The following is a 21,838-nucleotide window of genomic DNA, read 5'->3' on the forward strand; positions in this document are numbered from 1 at the left end:
AACGACGCGATTAGACAATTTCAACATACTTTATCATAATAAACATAAATGCCCCATATGTAAACTATTCCACCGAATAGAGTAGCATAATTATTAATATTCTGCAAAAAATTGCCACAAAGTGAATCATTGACAATTATACAGTAGTACAAATAAAAGCGATTAACAATGCAAAATAAATGGAAATAGGTTAATCGTCGAGAAAAAAATTAGGATGTTCACCTAGAACATCCCAGAAATTTATCAATAAACTGCTTGTATTTGATCAATAAAGATTTGCCCTTTGTTTTTGTTTGAGTCATTAACTTCCATATAGCGAATAGGTACTTCTAATTTATATGGGGCTTTTAATCCTGCCGGAATTTGTGCCTCTACATACTTCCATCCAGTCCAATCTAAATTTTTTGTGAAATCTAATTGAATTTCTTTATTATCAGCGTCCTTTAACTGCGCCCGAAGCCAATGGCCTTTAGCATCTCCATAAACCCACATACCGATTTTCTTAGGAGTCCCTATTATTTCGATAGGTGTTATTTTTTGTGCATAAACCCCAGAAGTACCTGTTTGGCCAATAAAGTCATAAACGACTTTTAATGATTGTTTTCCTTGTTTCACAAAGTTTTTCTCAGGCATAACCTGAACATTGGAGTAACGGGCTCCAGTTGCCTTCCAATTACTTAAATCCCCTTCAAAATCTTCTATAATCAAGCTTCCCGGATTTCCAACTATTACATTTAATTGGGCTTTGACAGAACCATATGAAACAGTAATTGTACCGAAACCATCTTTTGTTCCTGCTTTAAAGATGCCTTTTTCTACTTTACCCAATTGGTCTGATACTTGATAAGAAAACACAGCCGGATCTGCCACAATTTTTTGTCCTTTAAAGTATCCTTCAGCAGGTATACTTAATGACCCTCCCTTTTCTACTACAATCGTATTTTGTTTTAACTTGATAGAATCGATTGTATTCACCAAGTTTACAGTGACATTTGCTTTTATTGAACCAACAGATGCTGTAATTATACCTTTTCCAACTTTATTGGCAGCTGTAAATGAGCCGTCCGCATGAAATTTCCCAATGTTTGACGACCAAATGATCGGATCTTTAATAGCCACAACATCATTCGCTTTATCCAATCCCTTTACAGAGATGTTTAAATCCTTATAGGTTGCACCTGCAAATAAAGTTATTTCATTAGGATTTAATAATAATGTATGAAGTGGACCTGCTTTCCACAATCCAACGATGAGAAGTGCATTGGAAACAGGTCTTTCTTTTCCATCTGAAGGTTTATTGACGACACTAGTTTCCAAATCGCCTGGCTGTCTTACTACCATTGTGGATGAACCACCGCCATCAAAAGTCATCGCTTCCACCGCACCAAAATCTTTCATGACTTTCGCCAATTCAGAGAGGGTAACACCAACACTATGGCTTTGCCGCCCATCAATAACTACAACAAATACTGAACCATCCTGCTTAATTCCAATGGCAGTCCGAGGATGGGCCCCGGCTATATTAAAACTTTGAGCCTGTCCGTTTTTAACAAGATGATATCTCCCTCCGATGGCTTGATCGACTTGATCCCATTCAGGTTTATCATAAGTAAGGGTAATTTCGACCCGATCCCCTGGCTTTAATGTCTTCAAATATTCGCTTCCGGCAGCATGTCCGGACAGTATCCATTCACCTTTATTCAAAGTATTGCTGCCTTTGCCTACAATAACCTCTTTCACATCCGCAGTTACAGTATTATTGCCATTCAGCTTTCCATTAATATTAGTAAGAACAACCTCCGTTCCTAAGTCATTCGTCCCTGTATTGTTCGAAAAATATGGAGTATACAAGACGATATGGCCAGCAAAACGCCGCTTGTTAACAGAATTGATTAGCTTCTTTTTTTCCCCGTTTACAGTCATTTCTATGGTAATGTCGGGATTGCCAATCATCGCTTTGCCTGATGGGCTTACCCCAAAAATAGTTCTCTCATTGATAGGAGTTGTATTGGTTGTTAAAATTTCACCATTATGTACAGTTAAGTCAGTGGGTGCTCCGTTTTTATCAAAGTAGTCGCCATTCACCCCTGCAATGACATAATGTCCATCAGCCTGTTTGCGGTTTGCCATGCTTTTGACAGTCTCAAAGCCGATTATTTGGTCTTTCGCAAGCGTTGTTTCAAAAGTAATTTGCGATGATTTCTGGTCTACATCAAGTTTGTAAATCTCTTGCTTTCCACTATTGCTGTTAACGGATAGTTCAGACTGTGTAACTCCGGGAGCGATTACTTTCGATTCCTCTTTCGTTACCGAACCAATTGATAATTTTGTCCTGTAAAGTTCTGGATTTACCAACTTTAGTTTATGGAGAGAAGGAGTCTTATATTGGACAGATCCCTTCACATTCGTTACAAAATAAGGACCCCCTACTCCATATTGCCCTCCATACATGGAATCATATTGATAAACCCTGTACTGTTCACCAGGTTTTAGGACTCGAACAAAAACCAGCTTATTATTATGATCTCTTTTCCAAAGATTAACAGGTTTTAAGATAATTAATTTCCCAATCTGTCCTTTCACAAGCTGCATCCCTTCCCAGTATACAACCGGAGCAGCAGCTTTTGCCTTTTCGAAATGATCCCCTGAAAAAGGACTAATTAGAACCGTTAAGACGAACAATAAACTGATAAAGATTTTTCTCTTCATTATTCCTCTCCTTCACTCTAAAACTTCCAAATAAATACTATAAATCTATTATACGACAAATGTTTTAAGTTTTTTCCTCAATTTCTACAAAATTGGAATAACAATTCCAAAAAAAAGAAGGGGCTGACTCATAAGCCTAGGATCAGACCCCTCCAACATATAAATTGCATTGTCGGAGGAAGTCAGACCCTTATGAGTCCGCCCCTTTTTCAGTTTGATAGGAAGATCCGCTTACCAACCAATTTATGGAATCTTCTCTACATAAGACGAAGATCATTTTCAAAAAGTTTCGTATTTTACTGCAAGTTTTGAAAAAATGTATAGGTTAAAGGCGCTTTCTTTTTTAATTCGCTTTTTGTCGTATCATTTAAGTAGTACATGGCAAAAGCTTCGGCAAAATACTCTTCTGGATAATTTGTAAAGTATTGATTTTCACCAAAAAGATTCAAACATTCGCTCTTCCATATTTTCTTGAAGCTTTCTGTTTGTGATATTCTCATATAAACAATTGAGTCTAATGAATGAGCCGTTTCATGTAATTCTAAATTAACCGAACCATGCCCTTTTCCATAATCACTGTACCCGATGCGAATGGCAACTGTTTCTGATCCTCCAATTCCGGGAACATCATCCCAGGTTTTATTGGTTTTCTCCCATCCCCGCGGTACTTGCCCTTTGAGATATGCAAATTCCGGCAAACTAGTAATAGGTCCATCTATTAGTTTAATTTTTATGTGTTTTGCGTTTAATTTAGCCAACATACTGGCAGGCAGTTTAGAAAGCCTGGATTTAATCAATTGAACATCCGGGTCATATAAATGGTTTTTTGGAACGACCACAATTTGTTCCAACAAACGATCTTGTTCCAAAAATGGATTTTTTTGGACAAACTTCTGTAATTTTTGTTTAGAAGGAGTTTCATATAAAACGTGGTCTTTTATGTTTGTAATAAAATACGAGCCGCCGACGCGATATTGTTTTTTTATTGCATCATAGCCGTAAACCCGAAATTTTTCACCAGGCTGCAAGACTCTAACATAAATTAATTTATCTCCATTGCGTTCCCAAAGGTTGATAGGCTTTTTAATGGTAACTCTTCCAATTTGCCCTTGAACTAGCTCTGAACCATCCCATAAGGTATTTGCTGAAACAGGACGGGTGAAAAGAGGCAGAGCCATTAGGATTATTATAAACATTAGGGAATATTTCTTTATTTTCAATGTGCTTCTGCCTCCTTCAGAGATTAATAGGGTTGAAAGAAGTTTTCAGTATAGTAAGGAACTTTTGTCTTGGCTTGAAACTGGACGCCTATACCAACATGTGTGTAATCAGGATTCAAAATATTTTTCCGGTGGCCTAATGAATTCATTAATGCTTCGTGAGCGAAAATACTGCTTGGATATCCCATAGCAATGTTTTCACCGGCCGTCCAATATCGAATTCCTTGTGCTTCCATCCGCTGAAAAGGGTCCTGCCCTTTTAAGTTCACATGGTCAAAAAAGTTATGGGTTGCCATATCCAAACTGTGGTTTCTTGCTGATCTTCTTGCTCGTTCATCCCAGTTTAAAGGAGCCAGTCCATGTTTTACGCGCTCAGCATTTGTTAAATCAAACAATTGCATTTCGAATGCTTGCTGCAAGGAAGCAGACGGATAACCGTAATAGCCATGTTTTTTATTTTCAAGGTTTGATGTAATGACTTGTACAGCCGTTACATTTCCTTTCATATGAACATCATAAAAAACAGTGATGTACAAACCGTTTTTGAGAAAAGTTTGCTGCTCTTCTGAATTGTCGACCAAATAGTATATATTTCCTTTTAAAATGCTTGTTATAGGTTTGCCCAAAGCTTCTCTAACTTCTTGTTTGGAGGAACCGATATAAACTCCATGCGTTTGATAATTTCGGTAATTTGAAAAGACAAATTCCACTCGGTTCTTTACATAACCAATGATATAAAACTGATCATATTGATTGTGGTAAGTATACCAGTTGACTCCATATTCACTTAGCGATACTCTTTTTTCTTTTCCTAGTTTTTTTTCAACAGAAGCTTTCGTTTCTCCTATTTGAACGCTTAGTTTTGACTTTTCAATCGCCTGTTTCTTGCAAGCTAGTTGAGCGAGCTTCGTTTTTGACGGTGTTTCATATATGATTCTATTATCCCTATCTACATAATACCCGTTGCCAACGCTGAGTTTCCCAGGTTTAAATGAATAAATTCTGTAACTTTGTCCTGCTTTCAGCGTTCGGGAAATCTTTTGGCGCGCCCCTTCCAATTTATATAGCGGGGTATCCTTTAAAACATGCAATCTGCCAATCTCGCCTACTTTTAATTCTGCACCGTTCCACCAAATGGTTGTCTTTGGTCCAATGCTTAAACAGGGATCCGCAGCATATCCATCAGAGTCTGGAAATAGAAGCCATAAAAATGAAGTTAATAAAAAAGTGGCCAGCAAAACACCCTTAAAACCAGATTTTCTTACCATATCGAGCTCCTCCAATCCATTCCCACTTCTATTCTCTATTTTATAAAAATATCAACTCGTAGTATAGTAAAATATTAGGGGTCTGGCCCCTACTTTAGTAGGGGCCAGACCCCATGTTATAATGTGTGGGTTGAGACTTATCTTTTTGAACAGGTGGAGTTGGCATGATTTTTAATTCTTATGAATTTATTTTTGCTTTTTTGCCGATTACTTGGCTGGTTTTCTTTTTATTAAATAAACTTGAGCTTTTTAAACTCTCAACCATTTGGCTGGTTGTAAGTTCTCTTTTTTTCTACAGCTGGTGGAATGTTGCCTATTTGCCGCTTATACTAATCCTTATGATTTTTAATTATTTATTAGGCTCTGTTTTAAGGAAATCAAATTCCGGCCGTCGTGCCCGATATTTGTTAGTTTTCGGAGTCGCTGTTAACCTTGCTGTACTTTGTTACTTTAAATATTATGACTTTTTCATTTCAAATATTAATTTTGCATTTCATACAAACATCCCATTATTGCATCTGACTCTGCCTTTAGCAATAAGCTTTTTTACCTTCCAAAAAATAGCTTATTTAGTGGACTCTTACCGAAAAGAAACTGAGCAATATAATTTTTGGAAGTATGCCCTGTTTGTCGTTTTCTTCCCTCAGTTAATCGCTGGGCCCATTGTTCACCATAAAGAGGTAATACCTCAATTCTCCAAAGCTTTAAAGGTACTAAATGTTGAAAATGTCTCAAAAGGGATCTTTATTTTTACAATTGGTTTATTCAAAAAGGTGGTCATTGCAGATACTTTAGCTGCATGGGCAACGGCTGGCTTTGACACAGCTGGAAAGCTGACTTTCATTGATGCCTGGATGACTTCTCTTTCTTATACGTTTCAATTATATTTTGATTTTAGCGGTTATACGGATATGGCAATTGGGGCTGCACTTTTATTTAACATTCGGCTGCCAATTAATTTTAATTCCCCTTACAAAGCCGTTAACATTCTGGATTTCTGGAAAAGATGGCATATGACTCTTACTAGATTTCTTACCAAATATTTGTATATCCCGCTTGGAGGAAATCGGAAAGGGACGGTCCGTACCTATATAAATGTTTTGATCGTGTTCTTTTTAAGCGGTTTATGGCACGGTGCCGGCTGGACGTTTATTTTTTGGGGAACATTGCATGGAATCGCTTCATTGGCAAATCGATTCTGGCAACAATTAGGTTTAAGAATGAATAAGTATCTTTCCTGGTTTTTGACTTTTCAATTTGTGAATGTTGCATGGGTATTTTTTAGAGCAAAAACATGGGAGGATGCCATAAAAGTATTAAAAGGAATGGCCGGTCTAAATGGTTTTGTTTTGCCGGAAAAATTTGCTGGAATGTTAGGTTTTCACGGTATTACTCCTGTTAAAGAAATGGTTCTCTCTACTATTACAGGGACCTCGATCATTTACATGTTTGTATATATCATCATTATTTTTGTCATTGTCCTTGCCTGCCGAAATTCAGTTAAACTAATGGATGATCTTAAACCTAATTGGCAAATGGCCTTCTTTGCAAGTGCACTTTTCATGATATCGATTTTTAATATGACAAAGGTTAGTGAATTTTTATACTTTAATTTTTAGGTGGTACTGATGAACTCTTTTCGCAAGTGGCCAATAAAATTTTTTGTCTCCTTCTGCCTTTTGCTGCTAATATTTGGTTTGCCTATTATGGCATTTAATTATATGGTTGATCCTTTGTGGATTTTTCAACACGATAATAAATGGAATGATATCCAACAAGGTTTTAACGAACGCCAGCAAAAAGTGAATAAATTTACTTTTTCAAATAAAAAATACGATGCCCTTCTCCTGGGAAGCAGCCGTTCGACTTATATTAACCAACATGACTTTAAAGACTTAGATGTTTTTAATTTTGCAGTAAGTTCTATGTATGTTGAAGAATATAAAGGATATATTGATTATGCTAAAAAAGTAAACGGGGGGCCTTTTGATTATATATTTCTCGGATTAGATTTTTTTGCTGCAAATAAAAACAGAAAGTTAAGCAGTGAGAAACCTGAATTCTATATTGATCAAACAAATAGTTATATGTATAGGGCTAAGTCGATTGCTTCGTTTGATACGTTAAAAAAAGCCTGGCCGATTTTTCTGTCATCGGTGAATAATAAACCTGTATTTATTGACCATCGATACTATGACAGGAAAAATGTTGCATATCCCTTTCCTGTATCTGATGAGTTAAGGCAAAAAAGGATAGAAACAAACATCTATGAGTTTTTCAAAAACGATGAACGTTTTATATATGATCCAAATATTAAAAAAATGCTGGAAGAGCTTGTTCGGAGCAACCCTGGCACAAAATTTATCGTGTTTACGACGCCTGTTACGCTGCCGCGATTTGTGGTCGAATTGCAAAATGAGGATTATTGGAAAGGATATGTACAGTGGCTTTCTGATTTAACAGATGTTTTTGGCACTGTCTACAATTTTATGGATATCAACGAAGTCACTGTTGATGAAAAAAATTTTATAGATTCACATCATTTTGTTCCGGAGATCGGATCGAAAATTGTGGATTTCATATGGAACAAGAGAGAGAATGCTGAATCGCAAGACCCGTTCGCATTTGGCAAGGCAGTAACAGCAGATAACAAAGATGAAATGATTTCTAAAATTAAAAATGACATCAGCTCCTATTCCGATGCTGCTTATGATTATTTAGAACCTGTTTCAGGGGAAAAACCTTTTTATACACAAGAAAATTCTAATGCTGAAGCGTTTGCTTCATCTGATTGGAATGAACAGGTTGTTCCACTTCATTTGCTTGGAGCAAAAGGAGATTTTGAGGTTTCTTCGAATGGTGAAAATTTGGTAAAACTATCTCCTAAACATACAAGTCCGGGCAATATCATTCAATTTGGCTACGATTTATCAGAACTGACCGGCTCCCACCATACAAGAAAAGATAAAGTAACCTTTATTGTATCACTGAAAGGAAACGTTGCAAGAAATGGAGATGTGCAGTTATTTATACAAGATCGGGTAAATGGCAAGTGGGAAAGAGCATCCTTTAATACGATTTTAGATAAAAAGCAAGCTCGGTCCTTTAAAATTTCAAAGAAAATCCGTAATGGAGCAGACTCCATCTTAATTGGAATCCGCTGGCAAAACCAAAAATCTTCCGACGAATGGCTCGAAATCGAAAAGGTGAAAATTTTTTGAAGGGCCTGGCCCCTACTTTAGTAGGGGCCAGACCCCTTCTTTTGACCCCTTCTTTTATGCTAAAATATGGTTAGTTTAGAAAATTATATTAATAAGGGGTCGGAATATGAATAAAAAGGCAACGAGAAAAAAGTTTTTTGGGTCAGCTGGACTAATTGTTTTCAGCTCTTTACTACTAACTTCTCCTTTTCCGGTGTTGGCCGTAGAAAATAATTTAACAGAGAATGTTTCAATTGAGTTGGATGATAGTCAAATACCTGTAGAAAAGCCGGTTAAGCCTGCCAAAAAGCTCGATGTAGATACAAATGCAACGTTTACCAAAATAGGTCCACAGGTTTTTAATGGAACCGCTCTGGCAGCTGCATTTGGAAAATCGCCTGATAACCAGCCTTATATGTACGTGCTGCAACACGGCACACCATCAGCATTAAGTATTATTAATCTTGCTTCCGGAAAGACTGAAAAAATTTTTACTCTGGAAAACTCAACAAGTGCATGGGGTATAGATGTAGATGAAAATCAAAAAGTCTGGATTGGAGGAACTTCTTCCGGACATCTATATGAGTATGATCCACAATCCCAAAATCTGAAAGATTATGGAAACGTGTTAAAGCATGGCCGCGATACAGCCATTTTAGATCTTGATGCAGCCGGCGGAAGAATTTACGGCTCTACAGCTTATGAAGGAACGGTTTTTTCATACATACCTGAAATCGGTGAACGTATAGATTATGATCAAATAAGCAAAGGAAAACAATTTGCGAAAAGTGTATATTTTGATGATGAATTACAAAGTATTTTCATTGGGATCGGCTCTAAGGCTGAATTGATCCGATATGACATCCGCACAAAAATCCGGTATCGATTTTTGCCATGGGAATACCGAAATGAAAAATATATTTCCGATATTCAAATAGTTGATCAATACCTTTTTGCCCGCCTTGATCCAAGCCATAAGATATTAGTTTTTGACAAAAAAACGTTGAAACTTTTAGACGTAATTGATGCTACTTCTAAAACGATTTCTGCTAAATCTCCGGATGGAGACCGTGTTTTTTATACAAATAATGGAGAACTTTACGCTTACAATTACAAATCAAAAGAAATTGTAAAAATCAAGGCTCCATTAAAAGGTATGGATGCGATCAACCTTGGTTTTGTGGAATTAAACCAAAAGGAATATCCAGGCTATACACTTGTTGGATTACTTAGCAACAATGGAAACTATTTCCTCTATAACTTGCAAACCGGAAAATTTTCTTTAGAAAAAATCAATCTTGCCCAGCTTCCCGTCACTCTGTATACAATGACAGAAAACCCGGAAAAGGATAAGATCATCATAAATGGATTTATGTCAGGAGGATTGACGGTTTACGACATTGAAACAGGAAAAACTACTGAGATTAAAGGGATAAGTCAAATTGAATCAATGGTATTCTTTAATAACAAACTATTCCTTGGTACCTATCCAAAAGCAAAATTACTGGAAATAGATTTGCCACGCGCCTGGAATAGCAGCAGCATTAAGGAATTACAGCGATACAGTGAACTTGGCCAAGAACGAACTACTGCTTTATTAGGAGTATCTGAAAACAACAAATTGTTTATCGGGACATATCCGGAAACAAGCACTGGGGGTGGACTGCTTTCAGTCTATGATCTTAAAACGAATAAAGCGATTAACTACGAAAATTATATTCCCGACCAGAGCATCATTTCGTTAACTAATTTAAACGGTTTTGTATACGGCGGAACGACTGTTTTTGCCAATCATAAAAAATCGGCAGAAAATGCGACTTTTTTCCGGTTCCCAATCAATAACCCTGGACAAAAAGAGAAAATAAAACTTCCTTTTAAAGCTACTATGGTTAATTCTTTAATTAACCGGAAAAACGACAAAACCATTTGGGGAATGGCCGATGGAAAGCTGTTTAAATACGAAATTGAAAGCGGAGATTTTGATTTTATCGAAATTGTTCCGGCGATCTCCGGCCGTTTTAAAAACGCGAAAATTCTTTTTGGGAATGATGGAAATATTTATGGAACAGTAGAAGGAATTCTTTTTAAAGCCAATCCGGACACACTAGATGTAACAATCCTGAAAAAAGAAGGCGCTCATGACCTGGCAATCGATAAATACGGAAACCTATACTTCCGCAACGAAGCAGACATGTGGAAATACCATTACCAAGAAGAAGGGTCTGGCCCCAACTAAAGTTGGGGCCAGACCCCTACTTTTGACCTATTTTTATTCGTCGGATCGTTCCATTTCAACAAATAGTTGGTAGTTTTTGGCAGATGGGCTTTCAAAATAGGAGAGGGTTTTTTCGGTGGTGATAAATGGGAGTACAGAGGTGTCAAAATAAGCAATATAACTGCTCCAAAGAAAATCTTGAGCCTTCTCTGCCATTCCTGCCTCCATCGGGTTGCGATGAATGTACCGGCTGGCTTCTAAGAAATAGGTTAAACTATCAATTAGTTTAGCAGCAAATCGGCCTTGAAAAACGTGTCCGGATAATTGATGGCGATGGTTAAAATAGATTGCATAACGAGTGTGAAGCAGGCGGATTATATCAGATGGAGGAAATTGATCCGTTTCTAAAAGAAGATGAATGTGGTTTGTCATAAGGCAATAACAGTGAAGCTTAAAGGGGTATCTTTCTCTTACTTTTAACATTTGTTTCAAATAAACTTTTCGGTCCTCGTCATCATAAAAAATAGGCAGTTTTCTAATTCCCCGGCTCATAATGTGGTAAGTGGCGCCAGGATACCATTCTCTTCGTTTTCTTACCATAAATTCACCTCCTCTTATTGATCTATTCGACAAAAAATTACTTTATCCTGCAAATGTAAAGGGCCTGGCCCCTACTTTAGTAGGGGCCAGGCCCTTTACAATTTTTTTATTGGAATTGAATGCTTAAGGTGTATGGCGTTAAGGTTGTATGGCCGAATGTATCTCTGACTTTGATGTGGTAAGTGCCTTTCTTCAAATGGAAGTATAGGACTTCACTGTCCCCTTCAGGATAGATGTCTGATGATACGATCTGTTTGCCGTTTTTATAGATAGATATGACACCGTCAACTTCAATACCAGCAGACAACTCAATTTTACCCTTCGTGTCCTTATCGAGTTTTAGAACATACCAGTCTTCATCGCCATATGGAACTCCTGCATTAAGGTAACCGGCAGCCTTCAATTGCTTGCTGCTTATTTTTTTAAGCCCCAGCGGCTTAGATGGAATATTATTCTTCACTACTGAACCCTTATCTTCATCATTTTGATTTACCGGCCCAATGGTAAGCTTATAAGGCAATAAAGTCAACGGAAGATTTCCATCTACAAAACCATTAACAATGATAATGTAATTCTTATTCTTCTCTGCTTTAAATGACCCAAATGTCGTTCCGTTTAAAAAGCCATTTTCAATATTTTGGACTCGATCATATTCTTTCTCATCAAGTTTGCGGTTCTTATTAACGTCTTCAAAAACAGCAGCCATACCATAAAAAGGCTTGATCAACTCTTTTGGATATTTGGATCTCCATTTTTGATCAACTGCTTTTTGCTCTATCGACACCCCGTAAACCTGATTGCTCTTTGATTCAAGATAGAATACGTCTTGATCGTTCGGCATGGCAAAATTTCCTACAACCACTGATCCGGGCAGATTTTTAATATTTTCTAAACTATCATTATCCTCATGCTTATCTTGCGGATTTTTCAGAATTAATTTTGAATGAAATTTGTACGGGTTAAATGAAATGTCGCCATTTAAATTATTGACACTTAACTTAATATAATATGTTTCATCCTTTTTAAGGCCCGTTATTAATTTTTCGTCAACAATAGCATCATTCCAGCCCCAGTTTACATTAGAACCAATTTCATTTAAAGATTTTATGGTTTTACCATTCTCATCTTTTTCTTCTTGAATTTGATAGATTTCCATCATTGGAATGCTTGCTTCATTTTTTGATAAATCAAACTCATAGATTCCCGTTTCTTTCGGAGTGACAGCAAACCAGTCTTCATCTTCAAACGCTTGTAGGTAGCCGCTTGCTTCATTTCCTATTTGGTAAGATTGAGAACCTTCTTTAATCATTTCAACATTATCAATCTCTTCCTCAGATTTGCTAGATTCCACAATAGCCTCTCTCTGTTTATCCAGTTGTTTTTCAGCACCCGCATCTTCTTCATCATTCGAAATCGGGAACATATCTTCATCCGGTGGAATTACTTTTCCTTCAACTTTTAAATCATATGGAACCAAAGAAGATTCAGGCACTTGCTCTTCATCAAGCATATCGAAATTCATAAAATAGTCATACATGCCAAAATAGTTTTCCACTTTGTTTGAGATTCTGATTATATACTCCGTTTCTGGCATTGCCGTAAAAGTTAAGGTTTCTCCTTCACTCTTGCCTGCATTGTTTGAGTAAAATGCCGGTTCAATCGGATTCTTGCCAGTAAGCATTTTTTCTAAATAGGCTTTCTTCTCTTCTTCCGACAATTCGGAATCATCAGGCAATGAAAATTGATCGGCCGTATAGACGCTAATACTTGTATCTACACCTGGCAAGGCAGATAAGTCTACTTTAATAACTTGTTGTTCCTTGACGGAAAACTTGTAAAAATCATCGTCGCCATCTTGCCCCACTAAAGTAAAATTTTTATTGGAATGATACGGAAGTTCAATATTTAGCGGTTTTTGAATATTGCTTTCATCCACCGGTTTTTCTGAAGTTTTTTCGACAGTAAGCTTATATTTTGAAAGAGCCCTGCCGGAATCATCGAAGCTTCCATTTACATCCTTGACTCCAAAAACAAGGGTACCTGAGTAAGGGGCTTCGAATAGTTTCCCTTCCGTTTCTCCTTCTCTCACTTTGTTAATATCAAGTAAAGTTTTTCCATTCGGAGAATATAGATGCACCATAAGTTTATAGTCGTATTGAGGTGCTCCTTCTAAAATAAACTGAACTAACTCTCCTTTTTTCACTTCCGTTTTATACCATTTTTCCTCAAATGGCTTCGTAATTGAACCTTTTAAATCCACTTTGTTTGTTAACGAGACAGATTCTGCTTTATCTAAAATTTCTTTTTCTGTCCATGTTCCTTTTGTCAAAGGCGGAAGCTTTTTCATGTCGAATTGAAGAGCAGCAACAGGGTTGACTAATCCATTTCCATATTTAATATCAAATCCTTTATCTCCGAGATCTTCAGAAGTGTGTTCTAAAATATATTCTACCTGCAGCGGTGTCAGCTTAGGATATTTTGATAGCAAAAGAGAAGCAACACCAGCAACCATCGGGGAAGCCATTGATGTTCCGCTCAGTTTCCGATAGCTTGATTTCTTCTCATATTCATAGATTGTACTGTAAACTTCTTCACCGGGTGCAACTAGATCGACAGAAGTTCCATAAGTTGAAAAATCAGAGAGTTTCTTTTCATTATTAATAGATCCTACACTAATCACACCTTCATATGCAGCAGGATAGTTTAGAGTGTTATCTCCTGTGTTGCCAGCAGCCGCAATGACTACAACATTTTTTTCAGCAGCCTTTTTTAATGCTTCTTCAATTATTGGAGAAGGCATTGGCCCGCCAAGACTCATATTTATGACTTTTGCACCTTTTTCAACTGCATAAAGAATCCCTTGGGCGATTGCGTAGTCGGAAGCAATCCATTGACGGTCAAACACATCAATTGGGAGTATTTTTGCATTTGGATTTACACCATATCCGCCTATGCCGTTGTTTTTATTGGCTGCAATAATTCCGGCCACATGTGTACCGTGAAAATCCGGTGTACCTTGATTCATCGGATTGACTGCGTTGTAGCCCGGTAAGATGCGTCCTTTTAAGTCAGGATGATTAACGTCAATGCCCTGGTCGATCACTGCAACGATAACCTTATTTTTCCCTGCAAGTTGTTGGGCTTTTTCTAAATGAAGCAAGTCTATTTGGTACTGTTCGCTTATTTTGGGATCTTTTAAAGAAAGTGGTTTATAAAAAGCACTAGGATTTACAGAAACAACCTGGCTGAAATTTTGATATTTTTTAATGATATTATGTAGGTTCTTTTTATCCTTTACCTTGACAACAGCATAATTTAAATCTGAAAACTGCTTAATTAAGATGCCGCCGGCGATCTGGTGCTCCTTTTGTGTAAGCGGTTTCTTAAATTTGATAATTAACGTATCATCACTTAACGCAGGTTTTTCAGTTTGGTCCAATTTTTTTTGCAAAAAAGGCTGATCGGTTTGAATTGCTGCAACACCGGGCTGTCTACTAATCTTTGATTCAGCAGAAACCGCTAGCGGCGCTAAAACACTACTTGCAGCTAAACCAAGTCCAGCTGCTAATGCGGCATGCTTGGCCCATTTTTTCATCTGGCTCCCCCTCTTTTAAATTTTTAATCTATTAAAATTATAAAACCACACAAAAGAGTGCACAGCAAGTTTTTCCATTCGACAAAAAATGGGGCCAGACCCCTACTTTCGTAGGGGTCTGGCCCCGCCTTTTTACCTAGAAAGAAACCCTTTAAGGATGGGTTTCCATATTTCTTCTTTTTTAAGTCTTTTTAGTTCTTTTTTGCTTATTTCATCTGCTTTTAATGGGGTGATAAAGGATGGGCCTTCTCCTCTTTGAATTGCTTTTGGATTTGTGATGATCAATTCTCCTTTTTTCAATCCCTCTTTAATTTCAGTTTTTCCGTTTGCTTTCATGCCGACGGAAACTTTACGTTTTTCGAGTTTTCCGCTTTTATTAATGATATAAATAAACGAACCAGCTTTTTCTTTCACTAAAGCATCCGGAGGAACAGCAACAGCTCCATTCACTTCTTTCGTTACAACCGTTACATTAACATGTGAACCGAACAGCGGTTTTCCGGCATCTTTTGTTTCTAACCGGACTGTAAAAGGATAACGGCTCGCTTTTTCCACCGCTGGTTCACCTTCAGGAAATTCCTGGACCTTATAAAGGATTCCCTCGACTCTTTTCTTGAAAAACCCGGATGACACATAAACCTTCATTCCAGTGGACACCTTTTTCATTTCTTCTTCATTGAAAGTCCCTTTAACAGAAGGTTCTTTAGAAACAACCGTCACAACAGGATTTTTCAAATCTTCTCTCACCTTTTCTACAACCCCATCTAAATCACTAACAACCGTCATCTTCCCTGATTCGTTATCCAGAACCTTTAGCTGCTCCTCATACTTTTTTACTTCTTGCTCTAGTAAGTCCTTTTCCAGCTCTTTTTCATATATATCTCTTTCAATACCGGATAAAATCGATTTTTCAGAGTGTTTTTCTTCTTTGTCAAATGTTAAAGAATCCCGATAATCCTTCAATTGATTGATATGATCTTCTAAACTAGTAATCTGGTTTTCAACTTTTTCCTTTTCAATTTCTATTTTTTTAATTTCCTCCTCGATATCCGATGTCATGTATTCAAATAGCGGAGTCCCTGATGTCACCACTTCTCCCTCGTTTACAAGAAATTTATTAAACGCTCCTGTATGGTTATCAAAATAGAAATGGTGTTCTTCAAGAGGCGCAACGACTCCGGAAGTATGAAATATTTGAGAAAGATTTTCTTTTTTTGCAGGATCCCATCTTTCAATAAAAGCGGCCCGAACAATTTTACTGTCCTTTTTTAAAATTAAAAACAAGTTTCCCGTTATAAAAACAATCAATAATGCGATTAAAACACCACGTTGCCATTTTCCCAATGAAGTCACCGCCTTTACATCAGTTTCTGAAGCCCAAGATAAGATAATGCGGCTGCCAAACACCAGCCGATCAGGTTAAGAAGGATAACAATTGCTAGAAGAAGTTTTGGATTTTTATCAGTAATGGCTTTCAACATTTTATATTGAATGACAATCCCTAATACAGAAAAAATTGAGATCGTACCGGAGAAATGTATCAGCCATTGATGATCCGTTATGTATTGGGTTATTACTCCAAGAGACAGTGGAGAAGATTCCGCACCGATTCCAAGTGTTATTTGAAAAGGAGTAAGTATTACTTTTTCAGCTATTAAGAAAAACAACACAAATGCCTGCATAACTAGCAATTTGCGAAATTCCGCTTCAAATAAAGCCCAATAAATGAGAGCAGGAAGAAAAAGAACGACTGCCGCATAAAAAATCCCCCAAAGACATTGGCCTATTATGACTAATAATTTATAAGTCTCAAATTCATTCCTGCTAAATTCTGTTATATATTTTGATAGAAACTCAGAGCCTATTCCGAAATACCCGCCAATAAAAAAAACAAGGCCGCTTGCGAATATTAATAGCAGAAGCCTAACCCATAACCCCTTAATCACTTCTGCTTTTTCTAATTGATATAAATAGGTTTTTGGTTTGAGGATTCCTTTAAAAAGCCGCATGCGATAAATCATAATCCGCTCCTCCAAACTATATTCAGTGGTTTTATTATATATCGAATATTGAAATTAATGCCAGAAAAATGGCGAAAGAAGGGGTCTGGCCCCTACTTTAGTAGGGGCCAGACCCCTTCTTTTATACTAGGCCGGCCGATTGAGTAATATTCGATATAATGTTTTTTTACTTCCTCTAATTTGTAACAATTCCTTCCATCGAAGACGACTGGTTCCTTCATTAGCTTTGCAAATGTGTCAAGAGGCAGATTTTTTATTTGATCCCATTCCGTAACGATAAAAACAGCGTCTGCTTGGTCCAAGGCCGATTCAATCGTTTCAACGTATGTTATTTTATCACCAATAAATTTCTTCGCGTTTTCAATTGCAATTGGGTCATAGGCAACAACCACTGCGCCTTCTTTCATTAGCCGTTCAGCCATGACTATGGAAGCTGCCTCCCGCATATCATCTGTATTCGGCTTAAATGCCAACCCAAGCATCGCCACTTTCTTTCCTCGCAAACTAATAAAACGCTCAAGAGCAAGTTCCACTAACCTCACTTGCTGTTTATTATTGACATTAATAACCGCTTCCAACAAATCAAACTTATGCTCAACATCTCCAGCAATTTGCACGAGTGCCTTCGTATCTTTCGGAAAACAAGAGCCTCCATAGCCGATGCCGGCTTTTAAGAATTTCGAACCAATTCGCGAATCTAAGCCCATTCCATAAGCGACATCTTCAATATTTGCACCCAGCTTTTCACTAATATTCGCAATTTCATTAATAAAACTAATCTTTGTCGCCAAAAAAGCGTTAGATGCGTATTTAATCATTTCTGCACTGCGAATATCTGTTTTAAAAACTGGAATTCCAAACGGCTTGTTCACTTCTTCAACAATATTAGCAGCCCGCTCATTTTCAGCTCCGATGACAATGCGATCGCCGTAGAATGTATCATAAATTGCCGAGCCCTCTCGTAAAAATTCCGGATTCGAAACAACATCAAACTGCACATCATACTCTAAATGTTCCTGAATCCAACGTTTCACTTTATCATTCGTGCCAACCGGAACAGTACTCTTCGTCACAACAACAACACCATTGCGTATAATGTTTTCCGCTATATCTTTGGCGACTTGCTCAATAAACTGTAAATTAGCCGAACCATCTGCTCTCTGCGGCGTACCGACCGCTATATAGATCACATCCGCATCCGTAAACGCTTCTTGGTGGCTCGTCGTAAATGAAAGCCTGCCATTTTCAATATTTTTCTTCATTAACTCATCCAAACCCGGCTCAAAAATCGGTGAAATCCCTTGCTGCATCGTTGCTACTTTCCGTTCATCAATATCAATGCATGTGACACGATGACCGATATCAGCTAAACAAACCCCTGTTACTAAACCGACGTAGCCTGTGCCCACTACAGCAATGGTTTTCATTGAGTTCACTTTCCTTTCTAATCAAAAAGAGGCATCTCATTCTTCCACTACGTAAAAATTAATTCCGAGCCTGTTTGTATCCTTGAATCACTAAAATAATAATATTTTATGATGATACTAATTGGTTAATAATTGTTAATTTTCTGTAAAAAATTAAAACAAAAAAATTCCTACCTATTTATAGTCCCAAAGAACTTTCCATTCATTTTTTTCCTTTGCAACAAAAACATCCTGCTGTAGTTTAAAATTTCCGTATTTGCTTTTAAAAGATTGAGTGACAGGGATTTTATATACGATCTTCATGGGAGAAGATCCTTGAGCCATTTTCCAATTCTTTATTTTTTCTGGTTTCCCCAGTGTATAATCAAATGTTTCCACACCGAAATGATTCATAAATACATGGGCACGGTCTTGTATGTAAAGTCCTTTATCAAATTTTTCTTTCATGGATGAATGAAATAGATTCCATGATTTAGAGAATTCTCCTTCCTGCTCGTAACGATAGAATTTATCGACAACTTCTTTTGCTTGGCCCCCGGGTGAAAAAAATATAATTCTAACTAATAAAGAACATAAAATGAGAACTAATATGATCACGATTAGAAATCTATATGAAAACTTTCCAGACATTTTGAGCCTCGCTCCTTTAATAATGAGATTATTAAAGGATATGTGGCTGCTATTGAATTATTGAGCAGAATTTCAAAGATTAAAGCTCAATCTAAACCCATTTGGATCTGAGAAAAATGTTTCTCCGTAGTATGGTCAATTCGAACTGGTTCCACTTTAAATTATTGGAATATTTTACGAAAAAAGAGAAAAATGTTGAAAAATGATTGTAATTGCGATGATGTTTGTTTATCATTATAATAGAAATATTTGCCTATTTAACCAGTTTATTATTTTCCTATAACTGTTATCGATTTTAACAACTATAACTTGCTTAGGCGGTAATATAAAATGGTATTTGATGGCATCATATTATCGTTTATTGTTGGCTTTTTGCGAAAAGGGAATTTAAAAGCTATGTCACAGCTAAAAATAAAGTGGGGATGGGTCTTTCCGCTTTTATTGGCTATTCAATTTCTGATCTTTGCCTTTCAAAATGATGTCAAAATACTTGGACAGATAAGCGGATATATATATATCGTTGTTTATATTCTCGGAATGCTCTTTTTATTTATGAATCGGCACCACAAAGGATTTATGCTTATTTTAATCGGTGTGTTTCTAAATTTTCTCGTAATGGCTGTAAATGGAGGAAGAATGCCTGTTTCTTTAGAGGCTGCATCTGTTTTGGAACCAGGGTATTTAAAAGCACTTAAAGAAGAATTATACGCAAAGCACGCCATTTTAACTGAATCTACTAAGCTTGGGTTTTTGGGCGATATTATCCCATTAACGAAGCCTTATCCGCGGACCCAGATTATTAGCATCGGCGATGTAATTATGAACATCGGAATCTTCTTTTTCATCCAGCATTTAATGCTCGATCATATTAAGGAAAAAAAGACTGCCGACGCCACCTCCACCAATTTAAAAGGAGGTGAACCAAGATGAAGCGAGTTAAACTAACTGGCATTTTATATAATGCGATCATTATTGGCTCCTTAATTGTTGCTCTAACATCTGGATGTAAACTAGTCTAATAACCTGAAAGAAGGGAGAAGTTGTTATTTCAATAACTTCTCCCTTCTAAATAGTTTATAAATGCGAGTGAATGTAAAATGCAGGCATTAAAAAAAACATCTAATATTTATTTAATGATTGTTTCTTTTCTTGGGATTTCCTTATTTTTTTTAGTACACCATTTTCAATTCAACGCCTCATCTAAAATGGTGATCACTTTTGCTTTAATTGGAACTATTTTACTGCTAAATCATTATACAATCCTCATTCCACCAGAAGGAAATTCCCTTTCAATGGATTCTGCCATTTACTTGGCAAGCATCTTTTTATTTGGGCTAGACCTTACATTGGATGTGCTATTTTTAAATTCAATCATCTATGCTTCATACCATAGGAAGGTTGTCTGGTGGAAGCATGTCTTTAATTTTTCCATTTATTTTTTGATGATTCTTTCATCCTATTATCTTTTTATCCTTTGCGGCGGCGTAGTTGGAGATATCAATACAACGAACCTATTGCCATATATTCTTTCATTAAGCATGTATTTCATCCTAAATATGAGTCTTATGATTATTTATTTCTGGTTATCCGAAACCGAAAACTTGATTAATATCATAAGAGGAATAATAAATAAATCCTTTTTAGTAAGCTATTTTAGCATCCTTTTACTTGCTATTATTCTTGGTATTTTAATTGATCAAAAGGGACTTTTTGGCCTGTTTTTGTTTGTTTGCATTGCAATGTTATTATCGATCGCGTTCAACCAGCACTTTCAACTGTTTCAAGCCATTTCGAATAAAGCTAACAAGGATTATCTTACCGGATTAAATAATCATGGATACTTTAAAGAGGTATTGGAAAAAGAGGTTTCGTCTGCAAGGGAATCCGGACAGCCTTTAAGCATCGCCTTGCTTGATCTGGATGATTTTAAGAAATACAATGACTTATACGGCCATATTCAAGGAGATCATTTGCTTAAAGAGTTTGGCACTCTTTTAGAAACAGAGGTTCAAGCAAAAAATTATATCGCTGCCCGCTATGGAGGCGAAGAGTTTACTATTTTAATGCCAAATACGAATAGTTATGAAGCTTTATCCTTTTTGGACAGATTGCGGAAAAAGGCAAATGACACCTATGTGGAAGGAGTGGAAGCACTTCCTTACGGGTGTTTGTCGTTTTCCGCAGGGATCGTCGAATATCAACAAGGGACCTATAACACATCTGAACTGCTGAACAAAGCGGATCAAGCGATGTACTTTTCAAAAGCTCAAGGAAAAAATATGGTACATATATTTAATGAACAATCCGACTATTCGTTTGAAGAGTGTTTGTCAATTGAAAAAGAGCTTGAGGAAGCGGAACAACAATTAAAAATATTCCTTTCAAAAGATGTTTATACTTATCGTCATAGTAAACGAGTGTTCCAATATGCAGTCGATTTTTCGAGAAAACTTAATTTAAGTGATCATGAAAGGAAAATATTTACTTTAGGAGCATTAGTCCATGATATTGGAAAGCTGGAAGTTCCTCGGGATATTTTAAATAAAAAAGGAAAGCTCGATCCGCATGAATGGGAAATAACAAAAAAGCATGTCATTTGGGGAAAAGAAATCATTTCAACGAACAAACAATTAGAGGAATTGATCCCATTAGTTGAGCTCCATCATGAACGCTACGACGGGAAAGGCTATCCATATGGATTAAAAGGAGAAAACATTCCAAAATTAGCCCGGCTTTTGTGCATCATTGACTCGTTTGATGCGATGACAACGGAAAGGCCTTACCAAAAAACAAAAACCTTTGAAGAAGCAATTCAAGAATTAAGGGCCTGCTCAGGGAATCAATTTGATCCAAAATATGTTGAACCATTTATTGAATTAATTGAGCAGCACTATCTCGTCAAAGAAGAAAAAGTTTTGACATAGTTTAATAAACCAAACAAAAGAGCGGGAAA

The 21,838-nt window shown here is 36.8% G+C and carries 14 protein-coding genes and 1 pseudogene; 5 read left to right on the forward strand and 10 right to left on the reverse strand.

The window, feature by feature from the left end:
- Positions 1 to 243: 243 nt before the first annotated feature.
- The 4 genes and pseudogenes from BMMGA3_RS14675 to BMMGA3_RS14685 all read right to left on the reverse strand — a co-directional run bounded on the left by BMMGA3_RS14675 (position 244) and on the right by BMMGA3_RS14685 (position 5,197).
- Positions 244 to 2,709, reverse strand: coding sequence for a phosphodiester glycosidase family protein (locus BMMGA3_RS14675; protein WP_003346517.1), 2,466 nt, complete (start codon positions 2,707 to 2,709; stop codon positions 244 to 246).
- A 296-nt stretch (positions 2,710 to 3,005) separates the two neighbouring features.
- Positions 3,006 to 3,578, reverse strand: coding sequence for an anthrax toxin lethal factor-related metalloendopeptidase (locus tag BMMGA3_RS18840; protein ID WP_412151058.1), 573 nt, complete (start codon positions 3,576 to 3,578; stop codon positions 3,006 to 3,008).
- A 24-nt stretch (positions 3,579 to 3,602) separates the two neighbouring features.
- Positions 3,603 to 3,842: pseudogene (locus BMMGA3_RS18845) on the reverse strand (hypothetical protein); the annotation flags it as partial.
- 110 nt (positions 3,843 to 3,952) lie between these two features.
- The gene (locus BMMGA3_RS14685; RefSeq protein ID WP_003346520.1) at positions 3,953 to 5,197 is read right to left on the reverse strand and encodes a CAP domain-containing protein; all 1,245 of its coding nucleotides are present in this window, start codon (positions 5,195 to 5,197) and stop codon (positions 3,953 to 3,955) included.
- A 164-nt stretch (positions 5,198 to 5,361) separates the two neighbouring features.
- On the opposite strand from BMMGA3_RS14685, the gene BMMGA3_RS14690 reads away from it, so the two are divergent.
- The 3 genes from BMMGA3_RS14690 to BMMGA3_RS14700 all read left to right on the forward strand — a co-directional run bounded on the left by BMMGA3_RS14690 (position 5,362) and on the right by BMMGA3_RS14700 (position 10,633).
- Positions 5,362 to 6,816, forward strand: a complete 1,455-nt coding sequence (locus BMMGA3_RS14690) for an MBOAT family O-acyltransferase (protein WP_003346521.1) — start codon at positions 5,362 to 5,364, stop codon at positions 6,814 to 6,816.
- 9 nt (positions 6,817 to 6,825) lie between these two features.
- Positions 6,826 to 8,418 (forward strand): hypothetical protein, encoded by a 1,593-nt coding sequence (locus tag BMMGA3_RS14695; RefSeq protein ID WP_003346522.1) that lies wholly within the window; start codon positions 6,826 to 6,828, stop codon positions 8,416 to 8,418.
- A 106-nt stretch (positions 8,419 to 8,524) separates the two neighbouring features.
- Positions 8,525 to 10,633 (forward strand): WD40 repeat domain-containing protein, encoded by a 2,109-nt coding sequence (locus BMMGA3_RS14700; protein ID WP_003346523.1) that lies wholly within the window; start codon positions 8,525 to 8,527, stop codon positions 10,631 to 10,633.
- Between the two features lie 33 nt (positions 10,634 to 10,666).
- On the opposite strand, the gene BMMGA3_RS14705 is transcribed toward BMMGA3_RS14700, so the two are convergent.
- The 6 genes from BMMGA3_RS14705 to BMMGA3_RS14730 form a co-directional block, all read right to left on the reverse strand.
- The gene (locus tag BMMGA3_RS14705) at positions 10,667 to 11,212 is read right to left on the reverse strand and encodes a transposase (protein ID WP_003346524.1); all 546 of its coding nucleotides are present in this window, start codon (positions 11,210 to 11,212) and stop codon (positions 10,667 to 10,669) included.
- A 106-nt stretch (positions 11,213 to 11,318) separates the two neighbouring features.
- The gene (locus BMMGA3_RS14710; protein WP_003346526.1) at positions 11,319 to 14,807 is read right to left on the reverse strand and encodes a S8 family peptidase; all 3,489 of its coding nucleotides are present in this window, start codon (positions 14,805 to 14,807) and stop codon (positions 11,319 to 11,321) included.
- A 132-nt stretch (positions 14,808 to 14,939) separates the two neighbouring features.
- A complete protein-coding gene (locus tag BMMGA3_RS14715; RefSeq protein WP_003346528.1) occupies positions 14,940 to 16,151 on the reverse strand; it encodes an efflux RND transporter periplasmic adaptor subunit in 1,212 nt (403 codons plus the stop codon).
- Positions 16,152 to 16,165: 14 nt separating this feature from the next.
- The gene (locus BMMGA3_RS14720) at positions 16,166 to 16,828 is read right to left on the reverse strand and encodes a hypothetical protein (RefSeq protein WP_003346529.1); all 663 of its coding nucleotides are present in this window, start codon (positions 16,826 to 16,828) and stop codon (positions 16,166 to 16,168) included.
- 92 nt (positions 16,829 to 16,920) lie between these two features.
- Positions 16,921 to 18,255, reverse strand: coding sequence for a UDP-glucose dehydrogenase family protein (locus tag BMMGA3_RS14725; RefSeq protein ID WP_003346531.1), 1,335 nt, complete (start codon positions 18,253 to 18,255; stop codon positions 16,921 to 16,923).
- Positions 18,256 to 18,429: 174 nt separating this feature from the next.
- On the reverse strand, positions 18,430 to 18,885 hold the full coding sequence (locus BMMGA3_RS14730) for a hypothetical protein (RefSeq protein WP_003346533.1): 456 nt from the start codon (positions 18,883 to 18,885) through the stop codon (positions 18,430 to 18,432).
- A 330-nt stretch (positions 18,886 to 19,215) separates the two neighbouring features.
- Between BMMGA3_RS14730 and BMMGA3_RS14735 the strand changes: the two genes are divergently transcribed.
- Positions 19,216 to 19,815: a DUF5317 domain-containing protein gene (locus BMMGA3_RS14735; protein WP_003346535.1), complete on the forward strand. Its 600-nt coding sequence runs from the start codon at positions 19,216 to 19,218 to the stop codon at positions 19,813 to 19,815.
- A 167-nt stretch (positions 19,816 to 19,982) separates the two neighbouring features.
- A complete protein-coding gene (locus BMMGA3_RS14740) occupies positions 19,983 to 21,809 on the forward strand; it encodes a diguanylate cyclase (protein ID WP_003346539.1) in 1,827 nt (608 codons plus the stop codon).
- Positions 21,810 to 21,838 lie beyond the last annotated feature (29 nt).

The organism is Bacillus methanolicus MGA3, from assembly GCF_000724485.1.
GTDB lineage: Bacteria > Bacillota > Bacilli > Bacillales > Cytobacillaceae > Bacillus_Z > Bacillus_Z methanolicus_A.